The organism is Flavobacterium facile, from assembly GCF_036321945.1.
GTDB lineage: Bacteria > Bacteroidota > Bacteroidia > Flavobacteriales > Flavobacteriaceae > Flavobacterium > Flavobacterium facile.
On record NZ_JAZAYT010000035.1, the window covers coordinates 507997 to 528729 of the forward strand.

At 31.7% G+C, this 20733-nt stretch carries 18 protein-coding genes; 12 read left to right on the forward strand and 6 right to left on the reverse strand.

The window, feature by feature from the left end; genetic code table 11:
* Window positions 1–20 precede the first annotated feature (20 nt).
* From UEQ13_RS14820 to clpX, 8 genes are all read left to right on the forward strand, one after another.
* Window positions 21–734 carry a pyridoxine 5'-phosphate synthase gene (locus UEQ13_RS14820; protein ID WP_329807118.1) on the forward strand — a complete coding sequence of 238 codons (714 nt, stop codon included), beginning with the start codon at window positions 21–23 and terminating at the stop codon, window positions 732–734.
* Window positions 735–746: 12 nt separating this feature from the next.
* The gene (locus tag UEQ13_RS14825; protein WP_329807119.1) at window positions 747–1505 is read left to right on the forward strand and encodes an alpha/beta fold hydrolase; all 759 of its coding nucleotides are present in this window, start codon (window positions 747–749) and stop codon (window positions 1503–1505) included.
* Between the two features lie 106 nt (window positions 1506–1611).
* Complete coding sequence (locus UEQ13_RS14830) at window positions 1612–2886, forward strand: OmpP1/FadL family transporter (protein ID WP_329807120.1); 1275 nt, start codon at window positions 1612–1614, stop codon at window positions 2884–2886.
* A 17-nt stretch (window positions 2887–2903) separates the two neighbouring features.
* Window positions 2904–4625 carry a G-D-S-L family lipolytic protein gene (locus UEQ13_RS14835; RefSeq protein WP_329807121.1) on the forward strand — a complete coding sequence of 574 codons (1722 nt, stop codon included), beginning with the start codon at window positions 2904–2906 and terminating at the stop codon, window positions 4623–4625.
* A 149-nt stretch (window positions 4626–4774) separates the two neighbouring features.
* Entirely contained in the window at window positions 4775–5116 is a 342-nt protein-coding gene (locus tag UEQ13_RS14840) for a phage holin family protein (RefSeq protein ID WP_329807122.1), read from the forward strand.
* Window positions 5117–5218: 102 nt separating this feature from the next.
* Complete coding sequence (locus UEQ13_RS14845) at window positions 5219–6547, forward strand: trigger factor (RefSeq protein WP_329807123.1); 1329 nt, start codon at window positions 5219–5221, stop codon at window positions 6545–6547.
* Between the two features lie 89 nt (window positions 6548–6636).
* A complete protein-coding gene (clpP, locus tag UEQ13_RS14850) occupies window positions 6637–7293 on the forward strand; it encodes an ATP-dependent Clp endopeptidase proteolytic subunit ClpP (protein WP_166125466.1) in 657 nt (218 codons plus the stop codon).
* An 88-nt stretch (window positions 7294–7381) separates the two neighbouring features.
* Window positions 7382–8614, forward strand: coding sequence for an ATP-dependent Clp protease ATP-binding subunit ClpX (clpX, locus tag UEQ13_RS14855; RefSeq protein WP_329807124.1), 1233 nt, complete (start codon window positions 7382–7384; stop codon window positions 8612–8614).
* Between the two features lie 235 nt (window positions 8615–8849).
* On the opposite strand, the gene UEQ13_RS14860 is transcribed toward clpX, so the two are convergent.
* On the reverse strand, window positions 8850–10421 hold the full coding sequence (locus UEQ13_RS14860; protein ID WP_329807125.1) for an OmpA family protein: 1572 nt from the start codon (window positions 10419–10421) through the stop codon (window positions 8850–8852).
* A gap of 188 nt (window positions 10422–10609) precedes the next feature.
* A complete protein-coding gene (locus UEQ13_RS14865; RefSeq protein WP_329807126.1) occupies window positions 10610–12118 on the reverse strand; it encodes a GH3 auxin-responsive promoter family protein in 1509 nt (502 codons plus the stop codon).
* Between the two features lie 63 nt (window positions 12119–12181).
* Here UEQ13_RS14865 and UEQ13_RS14870 point away from each other — a divergent pair, with 63 nt between their 5' ends.
* A complete protein-coding gene (locus UEQ13_RS14870) occupies window positions 12182–12976 on the forward strand; it encodes a DUF2797 domain-containing protein (RefSeq protein ID WP_329807127.1) in 795 nt (264 codons plus the stop codon).
* Window positions 12977–13061: 85 nt separating this feature from the next.
* Here the strand turns inward: UEQ13_RS14870 and UEQ13_RS14875 are convergent, their stop codons facing one another.
* Both UEQ13_RS14875 and UEQ13_RS14880 read right to left on the reverse strand, forming a co-directional pair.
* Window positions 13062–14006, reverse strand: a complete 945-nt coding sequence (locus UEQ13_RS14875) for a DUF3078 domain-containing protein (RefSeq protein WP_329807128.1) — start codon at window positions 14004–14006, stop codon at window positions 13062–13064.
* The gene (locus UEQ13_RS14880) at window positions 13999–15774 is read right to left on the reverse strand and encodes a 1-deoxy-D-xylulose-5-phosphate synthase (RefSeq protein WP_329807129.1); all 1776 of its coding nucleotides are present in this window, start codon (window positions 15772–15774) and stop codon (window positions 13999–14001) included. The genes UEQ13_RS14875 and UEQ13_RS14880 overlap by 8 nt, the downstream gene beginning before the upstream one ends.
* A 211-nt stretch (window positions 15775–15985) precedes the next feature.
* Here UEQ13_RS14880 and UEQ13_RS14885 point away from each other — a divergent pair, with 211 nt between their 5' ends.
* The gene (locus UEQ13_RS14885) at window positions 15986–16426 is read left to right on the forward strand and encodes a nucleoside deaminase (RefSeq protein WP_329807130.1); all 441 of its coding nucleotides are present in this window, start codon (window positions 15986–15988) and stop codon (window positions 16424–16426) included.
* Window positions 16427–16499: 73 nt separating this feature from the next.
* Entirely contained in the window at window positions 16500–17267 is a 768-nt protein-coding gene (locus tag UEQ13_RS14890) for an SIMPL domain-containing protein (RefSeq protein ID WP_329807131.1), read from the forward strand.
* Window positions 17268–17329: 62 nt separating this feature from the next.
* Here the strand turns inward: UEQ13_RS14890 and UEQ13_RS14895 are convergent, their stop codons facing one another.
* The gene (locus UEQ13_RS14895; RefSeq protein ID WP_329807132.1) at window positions 17330–18877 is read right to left on the reverse strand and encodes a ribonuclease E/G; all 1548 of its coding nucleotides are present in this window, start codon (window positions 18875–18877) and stop codon (window positions 17330–17332) included.
* 391 nt (window positions 18878–19268) lie between these two features.
* Window positions 19269–19562, reverse strand: coding sequence for an HU family DNA-binding protein (locus UEQ13_RS14900; RefSeq protein WP_091314983.1), 294 nt, complete (start codon window positions 19560–19562; stop codon window positions 19269–19271).
* A gap of 133 nt (window positions 19563–19695) precedes the next feature.
* Between UEQ13_RS14900 and mutY the strand changes: the two genes are divergently transcribed.
* Window positions 19696–20724 carry an A/G-specific adenine glycosylase gene (gene mutY / locus UEQ13_RS14905; RefSeq protein ID WP_329807133.1) on the forward strand — a complete coding sequence of 343 codons (1029 nt, stop codon included), beginning with the start codon at window positions 19696–19698 and terminating at the stop codon, window positions 20722–20724.
* Window positions 20725–20733 lie beyond the last annotated feature (9 nt).

A 20733-nucleotide genomic window follows, 5' to 3' on the forward strand; every position in this document is an offset into this window, starting at 1 on the left:
TGTACAAATTAAATACAATTATGACAAAGTTATCTGTTAATATTAATAAAATTGCGACCCTGAGAAATGCTCGTGGTGGTAATGTTCCTGATTTATTGCAAGTTGCAAAAGATATTCAAAAGTTTGGTGCGAACGGAATTACGATTCATCCGCGTCCAGATGAAAGACATATTACGTATCAAGATGCACGAGATTTAAAAAATGTAGTGTACACAGAATATAATATAGAAGGAAATCCGCAACATAATTTTATTGATTTAGTTTTAGAATGTAAGCCAGACCAAGTTACTTTAGTACCAGATGCTATTGGTGCGATTACTTCTAACGCAGGTTGGGATACAGTTAAGCATCAATCGTATTTAAAAGAAGTGGTTCAAGAATTCCAACGCAATAATATTAGAGTTTCGATTTTCGTAGATCCAATTGAAGCTATGATTGACGGTGCGAAGGAAACAGGAACAGACCGAATTGAATTGTATACCGAAGTGTTCGCTCATCAATATGGTTTAGGAAATCAAAATGCGATTGAACCTTTTGTAAAAGCTGCGATTAGAGCTAACGAATTAGGTTTAGGAATTAATGCCGGTCACGATTTAAGTTTGGATAATATCAAATTTTTTAAAGATAATATTCCGAATTTATTGGAAGTTTCAATCGGGCACGCTTTGGTTTCGGAATCTCTATATTTAGGTTTTGAAAACGTAGTGAATATGTATTTAAATAAATTGAAATAATATTTTAAAGATATGCTGTTTTCAAAAATAGAAGGAGAAGGAAAGCCTTTTTTAATCATTCACGGATTTTTAGGAATGTCAGACAATTGGAAAACCTTAAGTGCACAATTTGAGCAATTAGGATTTCAAATGCATTTGTTAGATATGCGAAATCATGGAAAAAGTTTTCATTCCGAGGAATTCAGTTATGATGTGATGGTGGAAGATGTAAAAGCGTATATCGATTTTCATAAATTGGAAAATATCACACTTTTAGGACATTCCATGGGTGGAAAAATTGCGATGTTGTTCGCAACTCAATATCCAAATTTAATTGAAAAACTTATTGTTGCTGATATTGGTCCGAAATTTTATGCACCACATCATCAAAGTATTTTAGCCGCTTTAAATGCCATTGATTTTTCTAAAAAACCAAGTAGAACAGAAGTAGATGAAATTATTTCAGAATACATTTCAGATTTTGGTACGAAACAATTCTTACTTAAAAATCTATATTGGGTAGAACCCGGTCAATTGGGTTTCCGATTCAATTTAAAGGTTTTTAATGATAAAATTTCTGAAATCGGAGCAGCACTTCCCATAGAAAATCATTTTAATAAACCAACTTTGTTTCTTCGAGGTGATAAATCAGATTATATTTTAGATGCTGATTTTGAAACTATTTATTATCATTTCCCAGAAGCAAATATTATAACAATTCCTAATGCTGGGCATTGGTTACACGCAGAAAATCCAAAAGCATTTTATTACGAAGTTGCCAATTTTCTATAAAATTTATTATGCATACATAATATTTTAGTTAAAAAAATTGTAAATTTCATAATTAATGTTAATTTTGAATTAAATATTTAAACTAAAAACTAACTAAATTTTAATTATGAGAAAATTATTTTCTTTATCATTACTAACTTTGACTTCGATGTCTATGTTCGCTGGTGGATACAGAGTTTCGATTCAAGGTCAGAAACAATTGGCGATGGGACATACCGGAGTTGCAGTTGTTAATAGTGCAGAGGTTGCTTTTTTTAACCCTGCAGGTATGTCTTTTTTAGATAAAAAATTTAACTTATCAGTTGGTGGAAATGCATTGTTTGCTAAAACAAGGTACCAAAATTCACTGTATAATCAAACAGCAGCGACGGATAACTTGGGGACACCATTTAGTTTGTACGCTACTTACAAAATTAACGATTGGGTTTCTGCAGGTTTAGCAGTTTATACGCCTTATGGTTCTTCTGTAGAATGGAATAAAGGGTGGCAAGGTTCTCATTTAGTCAATAGTATTGATTTAAAAGCAATTTTTGTACAACCAACTATCTCTTTTAAAATAGAAGATGTATTTAGTATTGGTGGTGGACCTATTTATGCTAATGGTAGTGTAAACTTTAATAGAAACATTACGCCAAATCCATTGTTAGGTAGCACAAATGTAGATTTAGAAGCCAAAAATATTACAGCTTGGGGATATAATGTAGGTATGATGTTTAAATTAACCAACCAAGTAACTTTAGGTATGGATTACCGTTCAGAAATTATAATGAAAGCTAGAGGTGGTTCTGCAACTTATTTAGACAAAAATGCAATTGCTAGTTTAAATCCAGCTTTTACTGATGGAACTTTTGATGCGGATTTGCCTTTACCTGCTGAGTTTACAACTGGTTTATCATACAAGCCAACTGATAAATGGTTGTTTGCATTTGATTACAATTACACAAAGTGGAGTGTGTATAAAAATTTAGATATTACAATTCATAATCAAAATCCAACACCAGTATTCTCTGAAAATCCTAGAAACTACAAAAACGCAAGTACATACCGTTTTGGAGCTCAATATAAAGCTTCTCAGAAATTAACAGTTCGTGGTGGTTATTATATTGATGAAAGTCCAGTTCAAAATGGTTATTTCGCACCAGAAACGCCACGTAATGACTCTGTAGGTTACACAGGTGGTTTAACATATCAAATAAATAGTAAATTAGGTATTGATATGTCATTCTTGTATTTACACTTTGATCAAGTTGATAATTCTTATGATTATTATAATGATCCATTAACTAGTCCTCCTCCAGGACAATCTCAGTATTCTTCTTTCGGTGGAACATATAAATCAACTGTATTTTCTCCAGGTATTGGTATAACTTACGGTTTCTAATTTTTAAAAATAGTAAAATGAAAAATAAATTTATATTATTAGCAACTTTAGCAATTGGTTTTGCAGGTTGTGAACCAGAATTTGAAAATGAAGTAACTGCTGATTATACTTCTGGTGATGCTAATTTTTCTTCTTATGTAGCTATTGGTAATTCACTTACTGCTGGTTATATGGACGGAACGGTTTCTAAAGGAAGCCAAATGAATTCTTACCCAAATTTATTAGCACAACAATTTGCCTTAGTGGGTGGAGGTGCTTTTACACAACCTTCTTACGCAGATGATACATTTAATAGAGGTGGATTAAAATTAGGAGGAATTCAAATATCATCAAATAGATTAGTTATCAATGCTGATTTAAAAAGAGATGGAAGTGGAAATTTAGTGTACGATGCAAATAAAAATCCTACAGCTAATGGAGTTCAGCCTATTGGTTTAACTGCTGGACTTCCTTCAACTATTGAAATTTCTGCTGGTGTAGCTGGACCATACAATAATATGGGCGTACCTGGTGCAAAATCTTTTCATTTGCTTTCAACATCTTATGGTAGTTTAGCTGGTGTAGCTTTAGGTACTGCTAATCCTTATTTTGTGCGTCAAGCATCTTCTCCAACTGCTTCAATTTTAGGTGATGCTGTAGCTAAAACACCTACATTTTTTACTAACTGGATTGGTTCTAATGATGTGTTAGCGTATGCTACAGCTGGTGGTGCTCAAAGCAATGGAACTTCTGCTGCAGATGATCATAACTCAACAGGAAATATGAATCCAGCATCTTATGGTGGAAATGATATAACAAATAGTACTGCTTTTAAAAATGTGTATGGTACAATCATTAATACCTTAACTGTTAGCGGAGCTAAAGGTGTGGTTTGTACGATTCCAAGTGTAACTTCTATTCCATATTTTACAACGGTTCCTTATGCGCCTTTTACAGTAATGAGTTTAGGTAACGATTCAACTAAAAGTAGAGCTCAGCAAAGCGTAGTAGACCAACAAGCAGCTGGGAACGCAAAAATTACATCAATTAATTCCATTAATGCTTTGTTAGATGGTATTTTTACCGCTTATGGTGAACCTAATAGAGTGAATTTATTTACTGCGGCTGGACCAAATCCATTATTAATAACAGATGTTGATGCTGTTGATAGAAGCGCTGAAATTTCTGGTTACTTACAAAGTGTTTTGATGTATCCTCCTGCTACAGCAGCAGCTTTTGGTTCTGTTTTTGGTAAAGCTCGTCAAGCTACATCTGCAGATTTAATTGTGTTGCCAGCAAGTGGTATTATTGGTACTGTTAATTCATCTGCACCAGCTCAAATAAATTTAAATGGTATTACTTATCCTTTAGCTAACAAATGGGTATTAACAGCTAATGAAAAAGCAAAAGTAGCTGCGGCAACTTCAGCTTTTAATGCTTCAATTGTTTCTATTGCAAATGCTAAAAACACTGCGGCAGGAAAAACTGTTATCGCAGTTGCTGATATGAATGCAATTATGAATCAATTAGTAACTGGTTTAAGAATTGAAACTGGTTCTTTCTATACGGCAAACTACTTTAGTGGTTCTGCTACAGAAGGACAAGTGTTGTTTTCTTTAGATGGAGTTCATCCAAATGCACGTGGATATGCAGTAATTGCTAATGAAATCATTAAAGTAATTAACGCAAGTTTCAAATCAAAATTACCATTACACAATCCAACTTATTTTCCAGGTATTAATATTTTACCAACTAACTAAGTTAGAGTTTTAAATAAAATTAAAAATAGGCATCATTTTTGGTGCCTATTTTTTTGTTTATAAACTTCGATGTTCATAATTCAGCGTTCAGTATTCCAAGTTTAAAAAAATATTTTTTACATTTACACATTAATTACAATCCTTCAAATATGAAAAATTACCTTATCAAATTACTTATCTCAACGATTTTAATTATTGTGATATCTCATTTCTTAAAAATTGAAATTACAGATTATACGGCCGCTATTTTTATGGCAGTTGCATTGTCTCTTTTAAATACTTTCTTAAAACCAATTTTAGTGTTTTTTACCATTCCGGTAACTATTATGTCATTAGGATTATTTTTGTTAATTATCAACGCAGTAATTGTAAAAATCGCCGATTATTTTATCGATGGAATTTCTGTACCTACATTTTTAACGGCTATTATTTTTAGTATTATACTTTCAATTAGTCAGTATATTTTAAATAAAATTTTTATTGATAAATAGGAAATCTATATTTCTAAAATTCAATAAATTAAAAACTTGTATGGGTTGCAAAAATTATATAATTTTGCAACCCATATTTTATACTTCAAAAAATCAATAAAAATGAACATTAGAAAAGAACACATTGACGCTTTAAATGCCGTTGTAAAAATTACAATTGGTAAATATGAATATACTGAAAAAATTGAAAATTTTTTAGAAGTTAAAAGAAAAACAGCTACTTTACCTGGTTTCAGAAAAGGAAAAACTCCAATGGATGTTGTGAGAAAACAATTCGAAAAGCCTGCTATCATTGAAGAAGTTAGTAAATTAGTAAACAAAGGTTTAACGGATTATATCGCTAAAGAAAAATTAGATTTATTAGGTAATGCTTTACCAAGAGTAAACGAAAATTTCGATTGGTCGGCTGATGAGTTAGTTTTCGAATATGAATTAGGTTTAGCACCAGAATTTTCTGTTGACTTAGCAAGAGCTGCTGGTGTAACACGTTATAAAATTATCGCTGATGAGGCGTTATTAAACGAGCAAGTAGAAAGAATTCAAAAACAATACGGTAAAATTCTTACGGAATCAGAAGTAAAAGAAGGTTTCGAAATCAACGGAACATTCTCTAACGAAGAAAAAGGAATTGAAAACCAAGCTTTAATTAGTTTAGATATTTTTGCTGATGCGAAAACAGGTAAACAATTTATCGGTAAAAAAGTTGGTGATGTAGTAGTTTTAAAAACAAAAGGTTTATTTAACGACGACCACCAATTAATGGATTATTTAAAAGTTGCTCATGACGATGTTCATGGTTTAGATATTGAAGTGAATTTCACAATTGATGCGATTCAATCTATCGAAAAAGCAGAAATTAATGACGAATTATTCGCAAAATTATTCCCTAATGGTGAAGTAACAACATTAGAAGGTTTAAAAGAAAGAATCAAAGAAGATGCGGAACAACAATTCGTACAACAAGCAGATCAAAAGTTTTTAAATGACGTTACAGAAGCGTTATTAGAAACTACAACATTTGATTTACCAGAAACATTCTTAAAAAAATGGATTCAAACTATTGGTGAAACTCCTTTAACTGAAGAACAAGCAGAAGCTGAATTCGTAAAGTCAGAAAGAGGTTTACGTTACCAATTAATCGAATCTAAAATCTTTATTCAAAATAACTTACAAGTTAGATTTGAAGAATTAAAAGATTTTACTTCAGGATTAATCAGACAACAAATGACGCAATTCGGACAAGGTAATGCAACTGATGCAGAAGTAGACGGAATTGTTTCAAGAGTAATGTCTAATCAAGAAGAAATTAAGCGTATTTCTGACCAAGTTTTAAGCTTAAAAATGATTGACTTATACAAAACAAACGTAAAAGCAACGGAAAAAGAAGTAAACTATCAAGATTTCGTTAAAGCTTCATATGGCGAAATGTAATATTGATAAAAATTAGTATATTTGAACGTCAAACCATTTCGGTTTGACGTTTTTTATATTTAGAAATAAACTTTCAAATAAAATTTAAGATGAACTACGGAAAAGAATTTAAAAAATTTGCGACAAAAAAACACGGTGTAAATAGTTTGTATTACGATAAATTAGTTGGTAGTTTAACGCCTTATATTATTGAAGAACGCCAATTAAACATTTCTCAATTAGACGTATTTTCTCGTTTAATGATGGATAGAATTATCTTCATGGGAACAGGTGTTGACGATTATATGGCTAATATTATCCAAGCACAATTATTGTTTTTAGAAAGTGTAGATGCTTCTAAAGACATTCAAATTTACATCAACTCACCAGGTGGAAGTGTATATGCAGGTTTAGGTATTTACGATACGATGCAATATATTAAACCAGATGTTGCTACAATTTGTACAGGAATGGCAGCTTCAATGGGTGCGGTTTTATTATGTGCTGGTGCAGAAGGAAAACGTTCAGCGTTACCTCATTCTCGTGTAATGATTCACCAACCATCTGGAGGTGCGTCAGGAGTTGCAACAGATATGGAAATTAATTTAAGAGAAATGTTGAAATTGAAAGATGAATTGTATCAAATCATTTCTTCACACTCTAAACAACCTATAGAAAAAGTATTCAGAGATAGCGAACGCGATTATTGGATGATTGCAGATGAAGCGAAAGAATACGGAATGATTGATGAAGTATTAAGAAGATAAATTTGGTCGAAAGTCCAAGGTCATAATGTCAAAAGCACTGCTGCTAAGACTTTATGACTTTAGACTTTACGACTTTAGACTAAAAATAATGGCAAAAGAAGTATTAGAATGTTCGTTTTGTGGAAGGAAAAAGCCAGAAACTAATTTATTAATTGCAGGTATCGATTCGCATATTTGCGATAAATGTATTGAGCAAGCACATGGTATTGTGTTGGAAGAGCTAAAAGGAACAATGGATCCTGAAGCTTTTGGCGACTTAGTATTGCGCAAGCCTAAAGAAATAAATGCGTTTTTGAACGAGTATGTAATCGGACAAGAACAAACCAAAAAAGTACTGAGTGTAGCGGTATATAATCACTACAAACGTTTGTCGCAAGTAGTTACAACTGATGATGTTGAAATTGAAAAAAGTAATATTTTAGTTGTTGGGCAAACCGGAACCGGAAAAACATTAGTAGCAAAAACCATTGCAAAAATGTTAAATGTTCCTTTAGCTATTGTTGATGCGACTATTTTAACAGAAGCAGGTTATGTTGGTGAAGATGTGGAAAGTATTTTGACACGTTTACTTCAAGCTGCAGATTATGATGTAGCTAAAGCGGAAAGAGGTATCGTTTTTATTGACGAGATTGATAAAATTGCTCGTAAGAGTGATAATCCATCTATCACAAGAGATGTTTCTGGAGAAGGCGTGCAACAAGCTTTATTGAAATTGTTAGAAGGTTCAGTTGTGAATGTTCCGCCAAAAGGAGGAAGAAAACATCCAGATCAGAAATTTGTTGAGGTAAATACGCAAAACATATTATTTATTGCAGGCGGCGCTTTTGATGGAATTGAGCGTATCATTTCAAAAAGATTAAACCGTCAAGCAATGGGTTTCAGTGCTTCTAAAGATTTAGATAAGGTTGATGAAACGAATTTATTACAGTATATTATTCCACGCGATGTGAAAGAGTTTGGTTTAATTCCTGAAATTATTGGTCGTATGCCGGTTTTATCACACATGGATCCATTAGATGCGAAAACCTTACGTGCGATTTTAACAGAGCCTAAAAACGCTTTAATTAAACAATATCAGAAGTTATTTGAAATGGATGATGTAGCGTTTACTATTGAAGATGGAGCTTTAGATTTTATTGTAGAAAAAGCATTAGAATATAAATTAGGTGCGCGTGGTTTACGTTCGTTATGTGAAGCGATTTTAACTGATGCAATGTTCGAATTGCCAAGTTCAGATGAGAAAGACTTAAATGTAACTCGTGAATTTGCAGAACAAACTTTAAACAAGAATTTACTTCAGAAGTTACAAGTTGCTTCGTAAAGTTAAAATCTAGTATATTAAAAAAGGCAATCAAATATTTTGATTGCCTTTTTCTTTTTTTACAGTTGTTGTATGTGTTTTATGCAGCTTTTTTTTCAGTTGCAACTGGTTTTGCATTTACATATCTCGATTTACAGCTCCAACCTCTACTAGAGCATGATGTTAATATTGAGGCAACTGCTACTACTGCGATAATTTTTTTAATTGACATTCTGTTGTGATTTTTTTGTTGTTTTTATTTGTTTATTTTAAATTCTGTTCTTCTGTTCAATTGGTCTTCTTCCGCTGTACAAGTTGTACATTTTACTTTCAATTCCATTTCACCCATTCCCATATATTTCAAACGGTTTTTACTAATTCCTTTTGAAACTAAATAATCGAAAGTAGCTTTAGCTCTTTTTTCAGATAAGACTTTGTTGTATTCATCTGAACCTTTTGCATCTGTATGAGCGAAAATCGAAATAGACATTTCTTTGTTTTCATTCATTACATTTATGATTTTATTTAAAGAAAGCGTAGATTCTTGTTTAACAGTTACTTTGTTAAAATCGAAATAAATGTTTTCAATCATAATTTCAGTTTCCGTAACAATTGGTTTAGCTTGTTTTAATTCTATAGCTGTATCACTGTAAAAATCTCCAGAAGTCAATTGTTTGGTAAAAGGTTCGTAGCCATCTTTCTCAACTGTAACATTGTAAATTGTTAAAGGATTATAAATGATAGAAATGTTTCCTTTGTCATCTGTTTTTCCATCTGCCAATATTTTACCAAATTCGTTTTTAACAACAATTTTAGCGTTTGGTAAAGTTATACCAGTAGTTTTTTCTTTTATTGCCAATTTAGAAACGGTATTTGGAGCCATTTTTAAATTATATCTGAAAATATCGTAATTTCCGTCTGTAGCTGTTTTGTCTGAAGATACATAACCTTTATTGTCACTAACCATTACAAAAGCTAAATCGTCTTTTCTTGAATTTAAAGTACCACCTAAATTAAATGCAGTATGGTAGCCATCTTCTGTAATTGAAGATCTGAAAACATCAAAACCTCCCATATTTGTATGTCCTTTAGAAGAAAAGAACAAATAGTTGTTGTCATTTGATACAAATGGAAACTTTTCATCTTCCTTTGTGTTGATTTTAGAACCTAAGTTCATAGGAGCGCCTAACGTTCCGTTTTCTAAAATAGACACTTCGTATAAATCAAATCCACCAGCTCCACCAGGAATGTTCGAAGAGAAATATAATTTTTTACCATCATTAGAAACAAAAGGAGTTTCCACAGAATATTGGTCGTCCATTAATTTTAATTCTGTAATATTTGTCCAATATTTATCAGATTTAATGTCTAAATCAGCTGTGTATAACTTGTAAACGTTTGGATTTTCTTTAGTTGATTGCGTGAAGAAAACTTTGTTTTCATCAGGTGTGAAAGCAATTGTACCTTCGTTGTCTTTTGAATCAATAGCAGAAGCAAATAATAGAGGAAAAGTTAAATTTCCTGTACTATCTACGCTTACGCAATATAAATTGTTATTAGGTGTTTTGGTATCTTCGTTAATTGTAGTTTCATAATGTCTTCTTTTTTTGTTAGACAAAATGATGAATTTATTTTTAAAGAAAGAAGTTCCAATTTCAGATAATTCGGAATTAACACTAACTTCGCTTAATACAAATCGTAAACCTTTTGCGTTTTTATTAATAATGTCATTTATAGAATCTAATCTTGCATTTCTTACTGGTTCTTGGGCAGTTGCTGTATTGAACAGTAAAGAAATTAATGTTAATAATAAAAATTTTGTTTTCATGGTATATTTTAGGTTAAATTTTCTGGGGCTACAAAAATATACATTTTTGTTATAAAAATGCGTTTTATTCTGAATTTTGTGCAAATATGAAGTCTTTGTTGCGGTTTTAAAATAAAAACCGACAATTTACCTCTTTATTCGGTAAAATGCACTAATGTGAATTTTACGTTAAGGAATAAGGGATTGTTTTAAGATTGTAGTAGTTCTTCTAGGTAATTTCTTGAATTTGAAAGTCTTGGAATTTTGTGTTGCCCACCTAGTTTGTCATTTTTCTTCAACCAGTTGTAAAACAGATTTTCTTTCGCAACATGTAAAACAAGTTTGTTTAAAGTCATGTTGTTAAAACGTTTAGCTTCGTAATCAGAATTAACCTGTTGCAAGTTTTTATCTAATAATTCTGTGAAATTTTTAATGTTATCGGGATACTTTTTGAATTCAATAATCCATTCATGCGCTCCTTTTTCTTTGCCTTCCATGAAAATTGGAGCTACAGTATAATCTAATATTTCGCAATTTAATGTCGCACAAGTTTTTGCTAAAGCCGAATCGGTATTTTCCACCATTAATTCTTCTCCAAAAACATTGATGTGATGTTTGGTTCTTCCAGTAACTTTAATTCGGAACGGATTTAACGATGTAAAACGAATCGTATCGCCAATTAAATAGCGCCATAAACCGGAATTAGTAGTAATAACTAAAGCATAATTTTTTCCAATTTCTACTTCGCTCAACGGAATTACTTTTTGATCTTCTTTTCCGAATGTATCCATTGGAATAAATTCGTAAAAAATACCATAATCTAACATTAACAATAATTCGTTAGAATCATTTCGATCTTGTAATGCGAAAAATCCTTCAGAAGCATTATAAATTTCATAATATTTGAAATCTGATTTAGGAAATAAATTTCTGTATTGCTCTTTGTAAGGATCAAAACTCACTCCTCCATGAAAATATACTTCCAAATTGGGCCAAATTTCTAAAATATTAGTTTTATTGTTTTCTTCTAAAGTCTTGTTTAGTAAAACCATCATCCAACTCGGAACTCCGGCTAAACTGGTAACATTTTCTAAACTACTTTCTTTAATTATGGCTGGTAATTTGGTTTCCCAATCACTCATTAGTGAAGTTTTATTGCTCGGTGTAGAGCTAAATTCCGCCCACATTGGCATGTTGTCAATCAAAATTGCAGATAAATCTCCAAAAAAAGTATTGTTGTTTTCATATAATTCTTTGCTGCCACCTAAGCGTAAACTTTTACCAGTAAAAAGTTGAGAATCTTCATTATTGTTCAAATACATGCACAGTAAATCTTTACTAGCTTTATAGTGATTGTTATCTAAAGCTTCAGAACTAACGGGTATAAATTTGCTTTTTGCATTAGTAGTTCCACTAGATTTCGCAAAATATTTGATGTTCGAATTCCAAAATATATTTTGTGCACCTTGGCGGGTTTGTTCAATGTAAGGTTCTAGTTCTTCGTAAGTTGAAACGGGAATTCTTTCGTTAAAAGTATCGTAGTTTTTTATGCTGTTGTAGTCGTATTTTTTTCCTAATACTGTATTTTCAGCAGATCTTAATAAGCCAAATAATAGTTCTTCTTGAACTTCGATAGGATATTTCGTAAACAATTCAATTTGATGAATACGTTTTTTTAAAATCCACGAGGCAATCGAATTTATTATGGTTATTGGCATTTGAGTATCGGTATTTTTATAACTTTACCAAAAATAATAATTTTTATATCAATTACAATTTTTATGACAACATTTGAAGGAACGTTAACAAAAATGGAAACCGAAATGGGTACTCCAATTCAATATTATTTAATTTTTGATTCGAATTTTATTAATGTTAATCAGTTAATTAATAAAGATATAGAAATTACGCACAAAGGTTATCAGTGTTTAAATTGCAAGAAAGCGAAGAAAATTTGGCGACAAGGTTTTTGTTACGATTGTTTCTCTACGATTCCATCTGCCGCCGATTGGATTATGAAACCCGAATTAAGCACTGCGCATTTAGATATAGAAGATAGAGATTTAGCTTACGAAAAACGCGTACAATTGCAACCACATACGGTTTATTTAGCCTTATCAAGTGAAGTGAAAGTTGGAGTAACAAGAAACACGCAAGTTCCTACACGTTGGATTGATCAAGGAGCAGTGCAAGCATTACCAATTATAGAAACACCAAATAGATATTTAGCAGGAGTTGCCGAAGTAGCCTTAAAAAATCATTTTGCTGATAAAACCAATTGGCAAAAAATGTTAAAAAATGAAGTGCCTGTTGTTAATTTATTTGAAGAAAAAAGCAATCTAAAACAATGGTTGCCTGAAGAAATAGTACCTTATTTTATTGAAGAAGATAAATTATACAATTTTGATTTTCCAGTAAATAAATATCCAATAAAAGTAGCTAGTTTAAATTTAGAAAAAACTCCAAATTTCAAAGGAAAAGTAGTCGGAATTAAAGGACAATATTTAATTTTCGAAGACGGAACTGTCTTTAATGTAAGAACCTATGAAGGTTATGTAGTGAATTTGAAGTTTTAGTTCTCGTCAGTTCGAGTGATTTTTGATTCTCTCATGCTTAAAATGAGAGAATCAAAAATTCTATCGAGAATAATAAAAGTTTTCTTTAAAAAGTATATTCTAAACCAACTCCAAGAATTTGTTTCCATTGTACTCTTGGACCTTCAGTAATTTGAACTCCACCAACTTCTCTTTTGTTTTTAATGTCGTTATCATATAATAAGTGCGTTCCTATGTTGGCTCTTACATATTTGTTTACAACCATTTCTAATCTAAGTTGCCAATCGATATCAATATTCCCAAAATCTTTTAAATAATCGGTATATAAAGTAGCTCTTGTGTCTAGCATGATGTTGTTCATGATTTTTGTTTTGTACTGACTGTTAATTAAAGCTCCTAATTCTGTTCTGTGACGTTTTCCGTTTTTCACAATTATGGTTCCTGTTTCATCATAAACAGCTTTATCAACTCCAAAAGCACCGCTATTAGATAATCTTCGGTCTAAAACTAATGTTGTTTTTTCCGTTAAAGGCGATAAATAAATATTAAAACCTAAATCTTTTCTAGAATATTCTGCTCCAACTCCTAAGAAAATATAAGCTGGTGCAAAAGGTTTTGAAATTGCTTGTTCTACATTTGGATAACTATAACCATTAGCAAATTGCGTTAAAAAACTAAATTTCCCTCCATAATACCAATTGCTGATGGTATCTCTTCTGTAACCTAAAGTGGAGTTTAAATTAATTTGATCGTCTGTTTTTCTAAGATCTTGACTTTCTTGTTTGTTAATTCCATAACGAATAATTAACTCGTTGTCCCATTTTTTATTATCATTTAAATAGTTTCTGATGAATTGCCCTTTAGCTAACCCAGAAATTGAATTATTTCCACCGGCAGACCAGTTTACGAAAGTAATTTGTGTGAAATCAATCCCTACTTTATTAATTTTTTTCCAATGTGAAATGGTGTCTGGTTTTTCAGTTCTAATAATTTGAGAAAAAGAGATAGTTGAAAAAACTAATAGGGTGAAAAATAAAATTCTTTTAATCATGATTTGTATCAATAAATAATTGGGTTAAACTTAAAGTGTCTAATTGAGTTAATTCAAATAATTGTTTTACAGTGCCATGTTCAATAAATGTATCCGTAACACCGCAATTTATAATTTCGTTTTTATACTTATTTTGTGTGGCAAAAGTATTGATTATACTACCTAATCCGCCATTTATAGTTCCTTCTTCAACTGTTATAATTGTAGAATGGTTGGCAAAAATACTTTCTAATTTTTCAATATCCAAAGGTTTAATCCATCCGACATGAAAATGAGAGTAATTTTCTGATTTTCCAGTATTTGCAATTGCTTTTGAAACGTTATTTCCTATTGTTCCTGTTGATAAAATTGCAATTTTGTTTCCTTCTTGTAAGGTTTGAATTTTTCCAATTTCAATTTTTGAAAAAGGTTGTTTCCAATCTACAATTTCACCTTTTCCTCTTGGATATCTTATCGCAATCGGATGGTTTAATCCTAACGAAGAAGTATATAAAATATTGCGTAAATCAATTTCGTTCAACGGAGCATAAATCATCATGTTTGGAATGCAATTCATATAAGCAATGTCAAACAAACCGTGATGTGTGGCACCATCTTCACCTACAAAACCTGCTCGATCTAAACAAAAAATAACGGGTAAGTTTTGTATCGCCACATCGTGAATGACTTGGTCATAAGCACGTTGTAAAAAAGTAGAATAAATATTGCAGAAAACGGTTAAACCTTGAGTTGCCATTCCAGCTGCTAGAGTTACGGCGTGTTGTTCGGCAATTCCAACATCAAAAGCACGATCAGGAAAAGCTTCCATCATGAATTTTAATGAACTTCCAGAAGGCATAGCTGGTGTAATTCCAACTATTTTTTTATTTTCTGTAGCTAATTCGACTAAAGTATGTCCGAAAACATCTTGATATTTTGGTGCTAAATTTTCATTTTCAGGCTTTAAAATCTTTCCAGTTAACTTGTCAAACTTTCCAGGCGCATGAAATTGTAACTGATTTTCTTCTGCATACGATAATCCTTTGCCTTTTGTGGTAATGATATGTAAAAATTTCGGACCTTTTATGTTGCGTAAGCGTTTTAATTCTGAAAGTAATTTAGGTAAATCATGTCCGTCAATAGGGCCAGAATAATCAAAATTTAACGATTTGATTATGTTGTTTTCTTTCGGGTTTTTGCCTTCTTTTACAGCTGTTAAATAGTCTTTCAAAGCGCCAACACTTGGATCAATTCCCATGGCATTGTCGTTTAAAATCACTAATAAATTGGCATCGGTAACACCAGCATGATTTAAACCTTCAAAAGCCATACCGCTGGCAATAGAAGCATCGCCAATAACTGCAATATGTTGTTTTTCTAAATCGCCATTAATTTGAGAAGCAATGGCCATTCCTAAAGCTGCTGAAATAGAAGTAGAGGAATGTCCCACACCAAATGTATCGTAAACACTTTCTGAACGTTTTGGAAATCCTGAAATTCCGTCAATTTCTCTGTATTTATGAAAAATTTCACGTCTCTCCGTTAAAATTTTATGCCCGTAAGCTTGATGGCCGACATCCCAAACTAATAAATCATTTGGTGTATCGAAAACATAATGCAAAGCAACTGTTAATTCTATCACACCCAAACTTGCGCCCAAATGTCCTTCTTTTTGAGAAACGATATCGATGATAAATTCTCTAAGTTCATTGGCCACTTGCGGTAACTGACTTTCAGAAAGTTGTCGCAAATCAGTTGGTGTCGTAATATGTGAAAGTAAATTTTCCATTTGTGCAGCAAAAATACAATAATGTTTGTAATTTTGATAACGAACAAGTAGCAGATGTATATTTAAATTAGCCACGAATTCACGAATTGATCTATTTACAGTAAAATTAGGATCGACAAAGTCGATTAATTATTCGAATTTTTACTATTAAAATATTTCAATCTAATTAGTAATTCGAGAATTCGTGGCAAAATCAAAATCAAGATAAAATTTGGAAAATATATTTACCGACGAATATTTTATGAAAAAAGCACTTCAGGAAGCTGAAATTGCCTTTGAAAAAGACGAAATTCCAGTAGGAGCGGTTATTGTTGTAGATAATACCATTATTGCTAGAACCCATAATTTAACCGAGTTATTACACGATGTTACCGCTCACGCCGAAATGCAAGCGATAACCAGCGCCGCTAATTTTTTAGGTGGAAAATATTTAAAAGGTTGCACGTTGTATGTGACTTTAGAACCTTGTCAAATGTGTGCAGGCGCTTTGTATTGGAGTCAGATTTCTAAAATTGTGTTTGGTGCGACGGATGAAAAACGTGGATATATGACTATGGGAACGCAAATTCATCCGAAAACGGAAGTGGTTTCAGGCGTTTTAGAGAAAGAATGCGCGGCTTTAATGACGAGTTTTTTTCAAAAAAAGAGATAAAACTTGGCATGTGGTTTGATATATGTTTAATCAGAAAATATAACTAAAATCAATCTTTTAAACTAAACTAAGAATGGAAATTACAGAAAGAATGAAGTCTTCGGCAATTATTGGAATTGCTATTGTTGCCACAGCGTTTGTGTTGGGAACTGCTTTTAAAAAGCGAAATGAAAATTTAGATTCCATTTCCGTAATTGGTTTGGGTACGAAAGATTTTGTTTCTGATGAAATTTTGTGGAGCGGAAGTTTTACCACAAAAAGTTATGATATTAAAGAAGCTTACAATAAAATGATTGCGGATCAAAAAATCGTGTCTAATTTCTTTTTAGGAAAAGGGTTTAAATCTGCTGAATTTAGTTTTGGTGCGGTACAATTCAATAAAAAATTCAGAGAAGTTCGTATAGAAAATGCCGAAAATCAATACAATACCAAATACGAACAAGTTTTTGATGGGTATGAAGCGTCACAAACGATTACCTTCTCAGCAAAGAAAAATCCAGATTTAATGAAACGTATTGAAGCGGTTTCTGGGAAAACTTCTGAACTAATTAATTCGGGTATCGAATTATCTTCTAATTCTATTCAATATACATATTCAGATTTAGCAAGTTTAAAACAAAGCTTAATTGAAAACGCAACTAAAGATGCTTACGAACGCGCCGAAAAAATTGTAAAAACCGCTGATGGCGATTTAGGAAAACTAAAAACAGCAAGTATGGGTGTTTTCCAAATTACAGGTCAAGGTTCAACGGAAGATGATAGTTATGGAGGAAACAACGATACGTTTAGCAAGAATAAAACAGCTAGAATTACGGTGAGGTTGGAGTATGAGTTGGAGTAATTTTAGTGTTCCGTTTTAGATAAATAAAAAAACCGCTATTCTTTCGAGTAGCGGTTTTGTTTTTATAAAATTTCTTTTCCTTGGTTATCAAAGAAATGATATTCTAGGTACGTGTAAGCGTCACGAGGTATAATTTTCACCCATTTCTTATGTTCAAAAAACCATTTTGAACGTAAGGATGGAAAACCTTTTGTAAGGTATGCGGCCACAAAAGGGTGCACATTAAGTACAACTTTTTTATGGTCTTTGATAATGCTTTCTAGGTTAGCTTCTATTTTGTCAATTATTAAAATTGGCGCTTCAACCTGTCCGTTTTCGTTCGGGTTTTCTTCGTTGGTTTCAATGTTAACTTCTGGTCTAACTCTTTGTCTAGTAATTTGAACTAATCCAAATTTACTAGGAGGCAAGATTTTATGCTTCGCCTTATCGTCACTCATTTCTTCTCTTAAGAAATCAAACAATATTTTTCTATTGTCTGGATTTTGCATGTCTATAAAATCGACAACAATAATTCCTCCCATATCTCTTAGTCGTAACTGACGTGCAATTTCTCCTGCAGCAATCATGTTTACTTCCATGGCAGTATCTTCTTGATTTTGTGCTTTATTTGATCGGTTTCCAGAGTTTACATCGATAACGTGTAACGCTTCTGTGTGTTCGATAATTAAATAAGCACCTTTACTCATAGAAACTGATTTTCCAAAAGAGGTTTTTATTTGTCTTTCTATATTATACTTCTCAAATAGAGGTAAATCTTTCGATTGATAGTGTTTTACGATAGACGCTTTATCCGGAGCTATTTCTTGCAAATATTCCTTCGTTTGTAAATACAAATCTTCATCATCTACTTGAATACTTGTAAAAGTATCGTTAAAAATATCTCTTAGCATAGAAGATGATTTTGTCAATTCTCCTAATACTTTTGAGGGATGATGAGCGGTTTGTAATTTTTTACACATTGTAGTCCAACGTTCTAGCAATGTTTCTACATCTTTTTCAATCTCAGTTGTTTTTCTGCCTTCGGCTACTGTTCTCACAATAACCCCAAATCCCTTTGGTTTTATCGATTGTAGTAATTTTTTTAAACGATCTTTTTCGGCTCTGTCTCCAATTTTTTGTGAAATGGAAACTCGGTCAGAAAAAGGAACTAAAACTACATATCTTCCTGCTAAAGAAATCTCAGAACTAATTCTTGGTCCTTTGGTTGAGATTGGTTCTTTAACGACTTGAACTAAAATCGATTGATTGGCGCTTAATGTGTCCATTATGGTGCCATCTTTATTGATTTCAGGTTCAAAAGGGAAATTTTTGAGTGAATAATCTTTTATTTTACCTGCGCTTACAAGTTTAATAAATTTCATCAAAGAACCTAGGTTTGGACCTAAATCATGGTAATGCAAAAAAGCATCTTTTTCATGACCTAAGTGCACAAAAGCAGCGTTTAATCCGGCAACAGGTTTTCTTATTTTTGCAATAAAAATATCGCCAACCTGAAACTGATTACTATCGCTAGCCTCTTTTTCTTTGTGTAATTCAATTAGTTTTCCATCTTTTAATAAGGCAAAATCTACTGCGTCTGAACTAGATCTAATAATTAATTCTTTGTTCATGCTGTATCTTTTATATCCGAACATTTTTGTTTGATTATTCGATTTTACATTACAGTAATTTCGAACTCTCTACTTATTGCTAGGATGGATTAAACAATTTAGGTAAAATACCCAATAGAATTGTAATGCAAAAATGAGTTTGTCAAAATTGTATTCAATTCATAATTCAATGAACGTTTATCATTTGAGCCTAGAGTTTTAATCTTGTAAAGCTCTAAGCTTAAATGATAATTTTTCTTTTTTAAACAAAGAAAAGTAGTTTTTAGACTACTTTTTCTTTTTGTGACGGTTAGCTCTCGCTCTTTTTTTACGCTTGTGAGTAGCTACCTTATGTCTTTTTCTTTTTTTACCACTTGGCATAATGTGTAGTTTTTATGATTAATAAATAATATTATACAGTTACTTCTGTCTTTTCTTTAACGCTTTCAACAAATACTTTAGCAGGTTTAAATGCTGGAATGTTGTGGGCAGGGATTTTGATTGTTGTGTTTTTAGAAATGTTTCTTCCTGTTTTTTCAGCTCTTGTTTTAACAATAAAACTTCCAAATCCTCTTAAGTAAACGTTATCACCAGTTTCTAATGAATTTTTTACTTCTTCCATGAATGATTCTACAGTAGCTTGAACGTCACCTTTTTCAAGGCCTAATTTTTCTGAAATTTTTGCTACGATGTCTGCTTTCGTCATTTTCTTGCGTGTTAAATTTTATGTGTATTTTTTTGAGTGTGCAAATATATGAATTAAAAAAATACAAATTCAAACTTAATGAACTAAAATTTAACCGTATAAATGATTTATTTTTACGGCTTTATATTTTCATATGCGTTTTTCAACTAAAATTATCGATTGGTATAACCAAAATTACAGAGACTTGCCTTGGCGAAACACCACTGATGCTTACAAAATTTGGCTTTCAGAAATTATTTTGCAGCAAACAAGAGTGAGTCAGGGTTTGCCATATTATATTAATTTTATTCATGCTTTTCCAACCGTAAATGATTTGGCAAATGCTGATGAACAACAAATTTTGAAGCTTTGGCAAGGACTTGGTTACTATTCTCGCGCCAGAAATCTGCATTTTACAGCTAAATATGTTATGGAAAATCACAATGGGATATTTCCAAATTCATACGAAGAATTACTAAAATTAAAAGGAATTGGAACGTATACAGCTGCTGCAATTGCGTCTTTTTCTTCTAATGAACCGGTGGCGGTTTTAGATGGAAATGTTTTTAGAGTGCTATCACGAGTTTTTAATGTAGATTACGATATTTCTCAAAATTCCTCTAAAAAATATTTTATTGATTTAGCTACAAAAGTGCTTTCTAAATCGGAACCCAATATCCACAACCAAGCGATAATGGAGTTTGGAGCCTTACAATGTGTGCCGAAAAGCCCGAATTGTTTGGAATGTATTTTTAATGATAGTTGTGAAGCTTTTAAATTAAAAAAGGTTTCTGAATTACCTGTAAAATCAAAAAAAGTTAAAGTTACGAAGCGGTTTTTAAATTACATATTAGTTAAAGATGCTTCGGAAAACTATGAAATGAATAAAAGAACGGAAAACGGCATTTGGAAAAATTTATACGAATTTCCTTGTATCGAATCGGAAAGTGAAATGGAGGAAAATGATATTTTGACCCAACTAAAAGATAAATATTTAATTACAAACTTCCATTATTTTGATTCGTTTGACGTGTTGCATAAATTATCACATCAACATTTGAATATTAAATTTTATAGTATTGAAATTGAGAATTCTATAGATAAAAGTTACACTTTTCAAGAAGTAAAGCAATTACCAGTGCCAATTGTGTTGCATAATTTTATAGAAAAAATTGCAATCTAAATAATATTT